Here is a 12661-nt window from a genome sequence, read left to right on the forward strand (position 1 = left end):
AACGCCGCGGCGGCCGGGCGTCGGGCCCGGCCGCCGTGCCACGTCAAGCAGTGCGCTTGCCGTCCGCCCACAGTTGCTCGAACTCCTCCTGGAACAACGTGAACAGGCCGCGCCGCGGATCGGACGCGCCGCCTTCGGCGCGCAGCACGAACGACGGCGACTCGACGCCGCGGGCCCGCCGCAGGTAGGGCTGGACGACGGCCACGTCGCCGTCGACGAGGTAGGCGTTGAACCGCGGGGTCTCGTCGTAGACGCGGATCTCGATGCGCCCGGGTTCGGCGAGCTTCTGCCGGATCTTGCGGGCGTGCAGGATATTGAGGGTGGTCAGGCGCGACAGTATGCCGCGCTTGACGCCCTCGTCCTTCTCCCGCTGCTTCATCGCGTCGCCGGCCGGGTTGAGGAACAGCAGCCGCATCCGGCAGCCGGCGGCGGCGAGCCGGTACAGGTCGCGGCCGGAGTAGTTCTGGCACAGCAGGTTGAGCGACACGCCCATCGCGTCGATGTCGACGGCCTCGCCGACGAGTTCGGCGACCGGGAGCTGCCGTTGCAGGGCGCTGCGGTCGGGGAAGACGCCGACCAGGTCGGCGTAGCGTCCCGCGAACAGTTCCTCGACAGCGTCCAAGGCGAGGCGTTCGCCGGCGTGCCGGCCGAGGCGGCCGTCGAGTTCGGCGAGGACGTTGGTGCAGGCGCGTTCGACCTGGCGCAGCACGTCGGCCGACAGGACGCGGTTGCGGGCCACGATGTGGCGGCCGATCTCGACTTCCTCCAGGGCGCGTTCGAGGGTGCGCCGGTCGGGGAGGTAGGGCGCGAAGCACCACCAGTTTCGGACCAGGAGTTCGCGCAGCTGCGGCAGGGTCAGGAACGCGACGAGGTCGTCGTCGGCGGGGTCCACGATGTAGCCGCGGCGGCGGCTCATCTCCCGTACGGCTTCCGCGCGTTCGACCCATTCGCTCTGCGTCGGCCCGGCCGCGGCGACGACCCAGGCGCCGTCGTCCTGGGCGGCTTGTTCGACGGTGCCGTAGACGGGCAGCAGCACTTCGCGAACGACCGAGCGCAGGCGCTGCTCGACGAGGTTGAGGTAGACGTACGCGCGTCCGGCGCGGCGGGCGCGCAGCAGCGCGTCCGCCCAGTCGTCCTCGGCCCACGACAGGTCGCCCGGTTCGGCGGGCTCCGGCACGAGCGGGCCGGGGCCGAGCGGGGGCGGCGGGCCGCTGCCGTCGAGGAGCGGCACGTACCCGTCGTCGGCGGCGGCGCGCGGGGCGGGCAGCGGGAGGCGGGAGGTGCCGCCGTACGGGGGCCGGGTGTCGGGATCGTCGTCGGGCGGCCCGGTGTCGGGCAGCGGGGCGGCGCGGCGGGCCGGTGCGGGCTCGTCCGGTGCGGTCGGGTCGTCCAGGTCGGCCGCGGGGCCGCCGTCCGCCGGGCGGTCCGCGTCGGAGGCGGCTTCCGCGTCCGACCGCGCCGCGTCGGCGTCGGGGTCCGGCAGGTCGTCGGGCTCCGGCGTGGGCGCGTTCGGGCCCAGGTCGGTCATCGAGTCCCCAATCCCATCCTCTGGTTCACGCAAGTTCGCGCGGGTTCCCGTGCGCAACGGCGTTCCGCAGCGCGTTCGTACGCATGCCCGCGGTTCCGCCGCGCGGCGCCCGTGAGCGGCAGGCGGCACCGCGGCATCACCCGGCGGCGCCGGCTTCGCGGCCACGCTGCGGCGATCACCCGGGACCGGTCGAGCGTACTTCAGCCGGGTATGCCGACCCGCCGTATACGCGCGTCAACGGTACGCGCAGTTACGGCAGTCCGGGCCCGGCGGCCCCGGTCCGGCGGCGCGGGTCCGGCGGGGCCGGACCGCCGTGCCGCGGCCCGCCCCGGACCGGCGTAGCGGCCCTGCCGATGCGGCGCCGCGGGGCCGGATGCGCGCCGTCGGGGGAATTCGTCGCGCGTTACGGCGTTTTGACGGCACTTCGCCACCAGGGGTGATGCACTCTCTGGGCAACTATTGCCAGTCGTCCACGGTGTCGTGCCGATCTCGTGAGGGTGCTCCCTCGACCTGCGCCGGAGTGGCGTCCGCGGGAAACCGCGGACGGTCCCCGCGTCGTCGGTACCAGCGAGAAGACGGAGCGGAAACCCCGCGAAGTCCCCGCGAAATCCGTGGCACCAGGAGGTCGCCATGTTGGCCACGCACACCACCACCGCCCCCGCGCCCGCCGCGGGCGCCGACACCCTTCCGGCCGCCGGCCTGGACGCCGACTTCGACCGCTACCGGCACGTCGTCGCGGCGATCTTCGACGGCCACCGCCGGGCCGTCGGCGCGTCCTCGTGCAGCTGCGGCGCGGCGGGCCCGTGCCCGCAGGAAGCGCTCGCGGCAGAGCTGCTCGACTGGATCTGAGGCCGGATCCGCCACCCATCCGGGGGAAGGGGCGCGCCGTCGCGCGCTTCCCCGGCGCCGGGTTTGCGAGGATGGCAGGTGCCCGCAGCTCGCACCCGCGAGCAACCCGTACCGAGACGACAGGTTCCGCATGCAGGTCTGGCCCGGACGTCCCTACCCGCTCGGTGCCACGTACGACGGCGCCGGCACGAACTTCGCGGTGTTCTCCGAGGCCGCGCAGCGCGTGTGGCTGTGCCTGGTCGACGAGGACGGCGGCGAGACCACGGTCGAGCTGCGCGAGACCGACGCTTTCGTACGGCACGCCTACCTGCCCGGGATCCAGCCCGGGCAGCGGTACGGCTACCGCGTGCAGGGTCCGTTCGACCCGGCGGCGGGGAACCGCTGCAACCCGAACAAGTTCCTGCTCGACCCGTACGCGAAGGCGGTCTCCGGCGAGGTCCGCTGGCACGAGGCGGTGTACAGCTACTCGTTCGACCACCCGGACCTGCCCAACGAGGCCGACTCCGGGCCGTACATGATGACGTCCGTCGTGGTGAACCCCTACTTCGACTGGGGCAACGACCGGCCGCCGCGCATCGAGTACCACGACACCGTCATCTACGAGGCGCACGTCAAGGGCCTCACCCAGCTGCACCCCGGCCTGCCCGAGGAGATCCGCGGCACCTATGCCGCGATCGGCCACCCCCTGGTCATCGAACACCTTCTCGACCTGGGCGTGACCGCGATCGAACTGATGCCCGTGCACCAGTTCGTGCACGACCACCGGCTCACCCGCCTCGGCATGCGCAACTACTGGGGCTACAACACGATCGGCTTCTTCGCCCCGCACAACGCGTACTCCTCGACCGGGGAGCGCGGGCAGCAGGTGCAGGAGTTCCGGTCGATGGTGAAGAACCTGCACGCGGCAGGCATCGAGGTCATCCTCGACGTGGTCTACAACCACACCGCCGAGGGCAACCACCTCGGCCCGACGCTGTCGTTCCGCGGCCTGGACAACCAGTCGTACTACCGGCTCGCCGACGACAAGCGGTACTACCTCGACACCACCGGCACCGGGAACTCGCTGCTGATGCGCAGCCCGCACGTGCTCCAGCTGATCATGGACTCGCTGCGGTACTGGGTGACCGACATGCATGTCGACGGGTTCCGCTTCGACCTGGCCGCCACGCTCGCCCGGCAGTTCCACGAGGTGGACCGCCTGTCGTCGTTCTTCGACGTCGTGCAGCAAGACCCGGTCGTGTCGCAGGTCAAGCTCATCGCCGAGCCGTGGGACCTCGGCGAAGGCGGCTACCAGATCGGGAACTTCCCGCCGCTGTGGACCGAATGGAACGGCAAGTACCGCGACACGGTGCGCGACTTCTGGCGCGGCGAGGAACGCACCCTCGCCGAACTCGCCTCCCGGCTGACCGGCTCGTCCGACCTCTACCAGGACGACGGGCGCCGCCCCATCGCCTCCATCAACTTCGTGACCTGCCACGACGGCTTCACGATGCGCGACCTGGTCTCGTACAACGACAAGCACAACGAGGCCAACGGCGAAGACAACCGCGACGGCGAAAGCTACAACCGCTCGTGGAACTGCGGCGCCGAAGGCGACACCGAAGACCCGGGGATCCTCGCGCTGCGCGCCCGCCAACAGCGCAACATGATGGCGACGCTGCTGCTGTCGCAAGGCGTGCCGATGATCGCGCACGGCGACGAGTTCGGCCGCTCGCAGGACGGCAACAACAACGCCTACTGCCAGGACAACGAACTCGCGTGGGTGCGCTGGCCGGACAAGGGCGAGCCGGACGGCGACCTGCTGGCGTTCACCAAGATGCTCACGCGCCTGCGGCACGACCACCCGGTGTTCCGCCGCCGCCGCTTCTTCCACGGCCGCCCCGTCCAGGGCACGCACGACGACCTCACCGACATCGCATGGTTCACCCCTGCGGGTGACGAGATGACGGACGCGGACTGGCGCGAAGCGACCGCGAAGTCCCTCGCCGTGTTCCTCAACGGCCAGGCCATCAGCGAACCCGACCCGCGCGGCCAGGCCATCTCCGACGACTCGTTCCTGCTGCTGTTCAACGCCTCGCACCGGGACCTGGAGTTCCGCATCCCGCTCAACCACGGCGCGTCGTGGACCGTCCTCGCGGAGACGGCCGACGCGGCCGGCGCCACCCGGGACGACAAGGACATGCCCGTGGTGAACGCGGGCGACCCGTGGCCGGTCCCGGCGCGGGCCATGGTGATCCTGCGGCGTCCACAGGAGTAGCCCCCGCCGGGACACGGCGGGGCCGCCCTTCCCACCCGTGTATCCGAGCCTTTACCCTACGCACTCAATCCGTGCCGAATTCGGGGTGAGGCGATGGATACGGCAAGCAGGACCAACAAAGGGCGGCTGCGCTTCGCGAGCCTGGCGGCCGCTCCGCTGCTCGTCGCGGCAACCGCGTGCAGCGCCGACAATCCGGCGAGGGCGAACGCCGGCGACTGCGTCCACGTCAGCGGCTTCGACGCGAACAGCGCGAAGAAGGTCGCGTGCACGGACGCTTCGGCGAACTACCTCGTCATCCAGAAGTTCACGAACACGTCCGACACGGACAAGTGCGATATCTACAAGGACAGGTATACCGACCTCTATGTGCTGTATCAGATCGGAGACAGCAAGTACGTCCTCTGCCTGAAGCCGACTGACGCATCGACGGCACAAACCTCCGGGGGGTTGTCGGGTAGCTCCAGTTCGGGCACTTCCAGTTCGGGTACTTCCGGATCCGGAAGCTCCAGCTCGGGCAGTTCCAGTTCCGGAAGCTCGACTTCGGGCAGTTCCGGTTCGGGCAGCTCAAGTTCCGGCAGCTCCAGTTCCGGCAGCTCCGGTTACGACCCGGAAACCGACGATCCCGTGCCGGCAACGCGGCGGGCCTCGCCGCCCGCGCCGACTCGGCGCCCGGACCACTACGGCGCCATCGCCGTGGCGAGCAACGGCGCCAACGGGAGGGCGTGGGACTACCCGACCGCGAGTGCCGCCCAGACCGCCGCGCTGAACAACTGTCCCGGGAACTGCAAGGTCCTCGTGACGTTCGTGAACAGCTGCGGCGCCGTCGCCTACAACTCCAACGCCAACAGGTACTGGGGCGGAAAAGGCGACAGTGAGGCCGAGGCCCAGAACGACGCCATATCCAATGCGGGTGGCGGACGCTGGATCGCCGTCGTGTGCACGACGCGGTACACGTCCTGAGCCATGCCCGGGACTGACGCGCTCTCGCGAACCCTCCACCGAACCGTCCACCGAGCCGTTCACCGAACCGGCGACCCGCGGAACGCGGCCTAGCGGGATTCCGGGGCGCCGTCGAGGATGTCGCGGAAGCCGTACTGCGTGTGCGGGCCGAAGACGATCTGCTCCAGGAAGCCGACCCCCTCGCGGTCCCCTACGCGCGCCTTCACCACGTGGTGGAGGTGCTGCGCGGTGGGGTCGCGCGGGTCGGCCTCGTCGAGCTTCCACGTCTCGCGGCCGACCACGCCCTCGCCCTTCCAGTGCCCGTGCGCCCACTCCGGGGACGTGTAGCCCAAGCCCTTCATCATGATGTGCCGCAGCGGCTCCAGCTCCAGCGTGGACACCGTGCCGTCCGGCAGCCGCACGTCGAACTCGGCGCGCGTCACCCGCCGCGTGCCGGGCGCGAACTCCAGGCGGTCGCCCAACGGCTCCACCCGCAGCACACCGGGGTCGTCGTGCCCGGTGATCCGCGGCACCGGGTCGACGACCGGCAGCACGAAGCCGTCGCCGCGCCAGATCTGCCCGCCGGGCTTCTGGAAGTAGCCGAGCGTCCGGCATTCGCCCGCGAAATGGATCGGCGCCCACAACCACGCGTTCGGGATCTGCGCGGCCGGCTTGCCGGCGGGCTGCGCGCCGACCGGGCGGACACCCCAGGAGCGGTCGCGTACGCCGACCACCTCGTCGTGGCGCAGCTCCAGCGTCTCCCCGTCCACCGTGACGGTGCCCGCCCACGTGCCGAACTGCAGGAAGCGGGCCATGTCGACGATCACCCGGCCGACCCCGTCGTGCATGACCGTGTGGTCCTCTTCGAACGCGCCTACCCGGGCCCGCCATTCGAGATCGGCGGTGATGCCCGTGGCGTTGTCCGCGAGCGTGAGGTGCAGCCGCCGCATCGGATCGGCCACGCGCAGCGTGAACGGCCCGACCGCGGTCACCGCCGGATCCGCGGGGGCGCTGCCCGACACGTGGAACGCGTCCTGGACGTTGCCGCGCGACACCGACAGGTGCGCGTCCGCCACACCGAGGTTCGGGTAGCGGCCGAACGCGGCCTCGACGATGAACCGGCCGTCCTGGTGCGCCGCGCCGAACCAGTACCGCCCGTACGCGTTGCGGTCGCTCGCCGCCGGAACGGCGACCGGCAGCGGAATCTGGTGGACGGGGTAGTCGTCGAAACTGGTGAGCACGGTGCGCCTCCGGTTTTCGGCCCTGAGCTGTGGCGTGTCTGCGGCGGGTGTCTGGTGTGGCTCTGGTGTGGCTCTGACTTGGCTCTGATGTGGCTCTGGTGTGGCTCTGGTGTGGCTCTGGCGGGGTCTCGGCCCTGCGGGTGGAGATTGTTGACCGGAGCAATAAAGATTGCCAGGGGCGGGCGGGGCTCCGGCGCTCTCGGGGCCGGCTCGGGACCCCGCGGCGGGCGCGCGGAGTATTGCCGCTTCTCCCGGAGGACGGCGTCAACACCGCCGTTGGCCCCGGCCATCGTCAGCCGTATGGCGTAACGGGGCGTGCCTTCCGGCGCGGGTGGGCACTCGTTCGGCATGACGCCACCCGTGGTCCCCACCGGCACGTACCGTCTGCAGCTGCAACCCGGATTCGGATTCGCCGAGGCGGCGGACGCCGTGCCGTACCTGGCGTCGCTCGGTGTGAGCCACTTGTACCTGTCGCCGATCCTGCGTGCCGTCCCCGGGTCCGGCCACGGCTACGACGTCATCGACCACAGCCTCGTCTCCCCCGAACTCGGCGGCGAAACCGGCTTCCGGGCGCTCGCCGCGGAGGCCGCCGGCGCCGGGCTCGGGATCGTCGTCGACATCGTCCCCAACCACATGGCGATGCCGGTGCCGGAGTCGCTCAACCGGCAGCTGTGGTCGGTCCTCGCGGAAGGGCCCGCGTCGCCGTACGCGGGCTGGTTCGACATCGACTGGGACGCGGGCGGCGGACGGCTCCTGCTGCCCGTCCTCGGCGCGCCCCTCGACGACGCCCTCTCCGACCTGACCGTCCGCGACGGCATGCTCCGCTACTTCGACCACACCTTCCCCCTCCGGCACGGCACCGCCGACCTTCCGCTCCGGGACGCCGTCGAGGCCCAGCACTACCGCCTGGCCGACTGGCACGAAGGCGACCTGCGCGGCAACTACCGCCGGTTCTTCACCGTGTCCTCGCTGATCGCGCTGCGCCAGGAAGACGAGGCGGTCTTCGCCGCGACCCACGCCGTGATCCTGCGGCTCGTCCGCGAAGGCCTCGTCCAAGGTCTCCGCATCGACCACCCCGACGGCCTCGCCGACCCCCGCGAGTACTTGCGCCGCCTGCGCGCCGCCACGCCGCACGACACGTGGATCGTCGTGGAGAAGATCCTCACCGGCGACGAACGCCTCCCCGGCGATTGGGACTGCGCGGGCACCACCGGGTACGACACGCTGCGGCGCATCGACGGCGTGTTCGTCGACCCGTCTTCCGCGGAGCCGCTCAGGGCGCTCCACCACGAGTTCACGGGCGCCGCCGAGCCGGGTTTCGAGCCGGTGGCGCGGGCGGGCAAGTCCGAGGTGCTGGCGGGCGGGCTCGCGGCCGAGGTGGCGCGGCTGGAAAGGGTGCTGGACCGGGCGGGCGTCACCGCGCCGGACCGGGGCGAGGCGCTGCGGGAGCTGCTGGCGTCGGTGCCGGAGTACCGGCCGTACGTGGTCGCGGGCGAGCCCGCACCGGCCGACGCGGTGCGGTTGCTGGGGGCGGCGCTGACGGGGGTGCCGGGGCGGCTCGCGGCCACCGCGCGGCGCATCGCGGACGCGGCGCTGGGGCACGACGCCGAGTTCGCGGTGCGGTTCGCGCAGGTGGCGTCGGCGGTGGCCGCGAAGGGCGTGGAGGACCGGGCGTTCTACCGGTGGTACGTGCTGAGTTCGCTGAACGAGGTGGGCGGCGAGCCGGACGAGGTGGGGCTCGCGCCGGCCGACTTCCATGCGTACTGCCGCGACCTGGCCGAGGCGTGGCCGCGCACGATGACGACGCTGTCGACGCACGACACCAAGCGCAGCCAGGACGTACGGGCGCGGCTGGCGGTGCTCGCGGAGATGCCGGACGTGTGGGCGGCGGCGGTGCGGGCGTGGGACAAGGCGGCGCGGCGGCATCGCGAGGGCGGCGGGCCGGACCGGTACGACACGTACCTGCTGTGGCAGACCCTCGTGGGGGCCTGGCCGATCTCCCCTGATCGAGTGGTCTCTTACCTGCGGAAGGCGATGCGCGAGGCGGACCGGTCGACGTCGTGGACGCGTCCGGACACCGCGTATGAGCAGGCAACCGAGGATTTCGTGCGCGCCGTGCTGGCCGACCGGGAGCTGTTCGAAGCTGTCGGGTCCTTCGTCGAACAGCTGGAAATCCCGGCGCGGACCGTCTCGTTGGGCTGCACAATGGTGCACCTGGCGATGCCCGGAGTACCCGATGTGTACCAGGGCGGCGAAGGGGTGCTGCGGACGCTCGTGGACCCGGACAACCGGGGGCCGGTCGACTTCGCGGCGGCGGCGGCCCGGTTGGCGGACTTGGACGCGGCGGGTCGGCCGACGGGGTTGGACGGGGAGAAGACGCTGGTGACGTCGGCGGTGCTGCGGTGGAGGCGGAGGGAGCCGGGGGAGTTCGGCGTGGGGGTCGGGGACGGTGCCGGGGGTGAGGCCGGGCTTCGGGCTGGAGCCGCGCCGGGCGGCGGGGTCGGGCTCGCCGACGGTGTCGGCGCCCACTACGCCGGCGTGTACGCGCACGGCTCCGCCGCGGAGCACCTGCTCGGCATGCGGCGCGGCCACACGGTCGCGTTGGCGACGCGCCTGCCGGTGCAGCTGGCCGCCCGCGGCGGCTGGGGCGACACGCAGCTCGACCTGCCCGGGGGCGGGGTGTGGACGGACCTGCTGACGGGGCGGCAGGTGCGAGCGGACGCCTTGGTGGGTGATGTCTTCGAACGGCTGCCGGTGGCGTTGCTGGAGGACGGGCACACACGCTGACAACAGCCGGGCGGTGTGGGTAGGGGGTGGGGGGTGGGCCCCCCGGAGCCGCACCCGTCATCGCACCACCCACCCCCACCTTCCGCCGAAACCACCGGAGAGGACCCCATGACCCACCTGTCCGTCTGGGCCCCCGCCGCCGCCACCGTCGACGTCGTCTCCCCCGGCGCCCCCACCCGCGCCCTCCACCCCGGCGGCCGCCCCGGCTGGTGGCACCTCGACCTCGAATCCCTGCACCACGGCGACGACTACGCCTTCTCCCTCGACGGCGGCCCCCCGCTGCCCGACCCGCGTTCCGCGTGGCAGCCCACCGGCCCCGACGGCCCGTCCCGTGTCTACGACCACGACACCTTCACGTGGACCGACACCGCCTGGCGCGGCCGCCCCCTGCCCGGCGGCGTCATCTACGAACTCCACATCGGCACCTTCACCGACGAAGGCACGTTCGACGCCGCCATCCGCCGCCTCGACCACCTCGTCGACCTCGGCGTGACCCACGTCGAACTCCTTCCGGTGGCCGCCTTCCCCGGCCGCCACGGCTGGGGCTACGACGGCGTGTGCCTGTGGGCGGCGCACGAACCGTACGGCGGCCCCGACGGCCTCAAGCGCCTGGTCGACGCCTGCCACGCCCGCGGCCTCGCGGTGATCCTCGACGTCGTCCACAACCATCTCGGCCCGTCCGGCAACTACCTTCCGCGGTACGGCCCGTACTTCACCGACCGCTACCACACGCCCTGGGGCAGCGCCGTCAACCTCGACGGCCCCGGCTCCGACGAAGTCCGCGCGTTCCTCGTCGACAGCGCCCTCGCCTGGCTCCGCGACTTCCACCTCGACGGCCTGCGCCTCGACGCCGTCCACGAACTCGAAGACCGCCGAGCCGTCCCGTTCCTCGAAGAACTCTCCGACGCCGTCGACCGCCTCGGCACCACCCTCGGCAAACCCCTCTTCACGATCGCCGAGTCCGACCTCAACGACCCGCGCGTCGTCACCCCGCGCGAAAGCGGCGGCTTGGGCATCCACGCCCAATGGAGCGACGACTTCCACCACGCCCTGCACGCCCTCCTCACCGGCGAACGCCAGGGCTACTACGTCGACTTCGGCTCCATGTCCACCCTCGCCAGAACCCTCACCCGGGTGTGGCTGCACGACGGCCGCTGGTCGTCGTTCCGCGGCCGTCACCACGGCCGCCCGGTCGACACGTCCCGCATGCCGGGCCACCGCTTCCTGGCCTACCTCCAAGACCACGACCAGGTGGGCAACCGCGCCACCGGCGACCGCATCTCGGCGCTCCTGCCCCCCGGCCTCCTCGCCGGCGCAGCCGCCCTCGTCCTTACTTCCCCCTTCACCCCCATGCTCTTCATGGGCGAGGAATGGGGCGCCTCAACCCCGTGGCAGTACTTCACCGACCACACCGACCCGGCCCTCGCCGACGCGGTACGCCGAGGCCGCCGCGCCGAGTTCGCCGCCCACGGCTGGGCCGAGCGCGACATCCCCGACCCTCAGTCCCCCGACACCGTCCGCGCCTCCCGCCTCGACTGGTCGGAACCCCTCCGCGCCCCCCACGCCGCCCTCCTCACGTGGTACCGCACCCTCATCCGCCTACGCCGCACCCACCCCGAACTCACCGACCCCCACCTGTCCGCCGTCCACGTCACCTACGACGAAGCAGCCGGCTGGCTCATGCTCCACCGCGGCCCCTTCCGCACCGCCCTCAACCTCGCCGACGAACCGGCCACCCTCCCCATGGGCACCGCCAACGCCGAAGTCCTCGCCTCCTGGGACCCCGCCACCATCGACCGCGGCCTCGCAGGCACCACCCTGACCCTGGCCCCAAGGTCGACGGCGGTGGCACGCCTGCTCAGCTGACCGGGTGGCCCCTTGAACGCGGCCACCGGCCGAAGGCCACTCCGTCGTCGATGCCGACCACGCACCCTCAGAATTCGTGGGCCGTCTGGATCGCCGGCCCGACTTGACCAACGACAAGGACTCACCATGGTCAACCGGGCCGCTGATCCGCGAAGCCCAAGGCCCATGACCGCGCTCATGAAGCGCTACAGGGCGATGAAGCGGTAGCCGTAGATCCCTTGTCGGGCCGAGATCAGTGGGGGACGGCAGAGCCCTCCGACGGTGGGTTTGACTCGAACTCCGCAGGCCGGAAGCGCTTTCAGATCACAAACAGAGTGGGTGCCGCGTCGTCCCGCTCCAGCGTCTCAACGTCAAATGCGAGCTGTGCCGCAACCGCCGTCACGTCCACGACCTCAAGGGCGCCCTTGCAGGACACGAGCGCACCGTCCGCGTCGCGGCGGACTTCGGGGGCGTCATGCCGCCAGACGCGGCCCCTGGCCGCCTGGCCGGGCAGCGGCAACGCCGCGACGTTCCGGCCGCAGACCGGGCACTCCACACGAGGCAGCTTCATCACACCTGCCAGTGTGACGGCCGCGCCCGACAGGCGCGGGTGATCCCGCGACCGGCGCCGCGACGTGCACCGTGATCACGCCCGGTAGTTCGATTACCGCAAGGGGCAGGCAGTCCGATGCATTCAGCTCCCGACGACGCCACTCGTGCCACCGCGCCAAGTTCGACGCATTGCCGAGTCGAGCCGCCGAAGTCCGGACGATGCCTTTCCGGAAAGCGAATCGCCGACATCGTCACCCACGCCCGCGAACGCGGAACCCCGGTCCGGGTGATCCGGCCGCCGAGCGCCGCCCGTGAATCCGGCTGACCCGATAGTCCGGCCCCACGCCTTCGGAAGCGGACCATCCCGGCCAGGTTCTCCGACATGCGCTTCATGCGTACCCGACTGCCGGCGTGCCGCAAGCCGACCGCCCCTGAGGTCGGCCTGCGGCCGCGGCCGAACGGCGCCTTCTCGGCACCTGGACGCGCATGGGCTCACGCAGCGGTCGCCGTTCGAGCCGGGTGTGCGCCGTCCTCGTCTAGTGCTGTGACCGGAAACGTTCACCGGGTGGCCGGTGGTCGTGATGGTCTGCGTGCCGGTTGGATGTCATGGACATCCAACCGGCGACAGGGGGTTCGGTGGCAGAGCCGGTCAAGGTCCGCAGA

At 71.7% G+C, this 12661-nt stretch carries 8 protein-coding genes; 5 read left to right on the top strand and 3 right to left on the bottom strand.

Annotation, left to right across the window (positions count from 1 at the left end):
* Positions 1-43 precede the first annotated feature (43 nt).
* Positions 44-1528, bottom strand: a complete 1485-nt coding sequence (locus ABEA93_RS22105) for an SAV2148 family HEPN domain-containing protein (protein WP_345677410.1) — start codon at positions 1526-1528, stop codon at positions 44-46.
* A 630-nt stretch (positions 1529-2158) separates the two neighbouring features.
* Between ABEA93_RS22105 and ABEA93_RS22110 the strand changes: the two genes are divergently transcribed.
* From ABEA93_RS22110 to ABEA93_RS22120, 3 genes are all read left to right on the top strand, one after another.
* Positions 2159-2377, top strand: coding sequence for a hypothetical protein (locus ABEA93_RS22110; RefSeq protein ID WP_345677411.1), 219 nt, complete (start codon positions 2159-2161; stop codon positions 2375-2377).
* A 130-nt stretch (positions 2378-2507) separates the two neighbouring features.
* Positions 2508-4634 carry a glycogen debranching protein GlgX gene (gene glgX, locus ABEA93_RS22115; RefSeq protein WP_345677412.1) on the top strand — a complete coding sequence of 709 codons (2127 nt, stop codon included), beginning with the start codon at positions 2508-2510 and terminating at the stop codon, positions 4632-4634.
* Between the two features lie 93 nt (positions 4635-4727).
* Positions 4728-5594 (top strand): DUF4189 domain-containing protein, encoded by an 867-nt coding sequence (locus ABEA93_RS22120; protein WP_345677413.1) that lies wholly within the window; start codon positions 4728-4730, stop codon positions 5592-5594.
* 89 nt (positions 5595-5683) lie between these two features.
* Here ABEA93_RS22120 and ABEA93_RS22125 read toward each other — a convergent pair whose 3' ends face one another.
* Positions 5684-6814: an Rv3169 family protein gene (locus tag ABEA93_RS22125; protein ID WP_345677414.1), complete on the bottom strand. Its 1131-nt coding sequence runs from the start codon at positions 6812-6814 to the stop codon at positions 5684-5686.
* Between the two features lie 348 nt (positions 6815-7162).
* Between ABEA93_RS22125 and treY the strand changes: the two genes are divergently transcribed.
* Both treY and treZ read left to right on the top strand, forming a co-directional pair.
* Positions 7163-9601: a malto-oligosyltrehalose synthase gene (gene treY, locus ABEA93_RS22130; RefSeq protein ID WP_345677415.1), complete on the top strand. Its 2439-nt coding sequence runs from the start codon at positions 7163-7165 to the stop codon at positions 9599-9601.
* 108 nt (positions 9602-9709) lie between these two features.
* Positions 9710-11467, top strand: coding sequence for a malto-oligosyltrehalose trehalohydrolase (gene treZ, locus ABEA93_RS22135; protein WP_345677416.1), 1758 nt, complete (start codon positions 9710-9712; stop codon positions 11465-11467).
* Positions 11468-11765: 298 nt separating this feature from the next.
* Here treZ and ABEA93_RS22140 read toward each other — a convergent pair whose 3' ends face one another.
* A complete protein-coding gene (locus tag ABEA93_RS22140) occupies positions 11766-12020 on the bottom strand; it encodes a hypothetical protein (RefSeq protein WP_345677417.1) in 255 nt (84 codons plus the stop codon).
* Positions 12021-12661: the final 641 nt, after the last annotated feature.

The organism is Yinghuangia aomiensis (assembly GCF_039542225.1).
GTDB classification, from domain to species: Bacteria; Actinomycetota; Actinomycetes; order Streptomycetales; family Streptomycetaceae; genus Yinghuangia; species Yinghuangia aomiensis.

What these genes read in the sequence shown, in the direction of transcription:
- ABEA93_RS22105 (WP_345677410.1), bottom strand. Translation starts at nt 1,528, where the DNA reads ATGACCGACCTGGGCCCGAACGCGCCCACGCCGGAGCCCGACGACCTG.
- glgX (WP_345677412.1), top strand. Translation starts at nt 2,508, where the DNA reads ATGCAGGTCTGGCCCGGACGTCCCTACCCGCTCGGTGCCACGTACGAC.
- treZ (WP_345677416.1), top strand. Translation starts at nt 9,710, where the DNA reads ATGACCCACCTGTCCGTCTGGGCCCCCGCCGCCGCCACCGTCGACGTC.
- ABEA93_RS22110 (WP_345677411.1), top strand. Translation starts at nt 2,159, where the DNA reads ATGTTGGCCACGCACACCACCACCGCCCCCGCGCCCGCCGCGGGCGCC.
- treY (WP_345677415.1), top strand. Translation starts at nt 7,163, where the DNA reads ATGACGCCACCCGTGGTCCCCACCGGCACGTACCGTCTGCAGCTGCAA.
- ABEA93_RS22120 (WP_345677413.1), top strand. Translation starts at nt 4,728, where the DNA reads ATGGATACGGCAAGCAGGACCAACAAAGGGCGGCTGCGCTTCGCGAGC.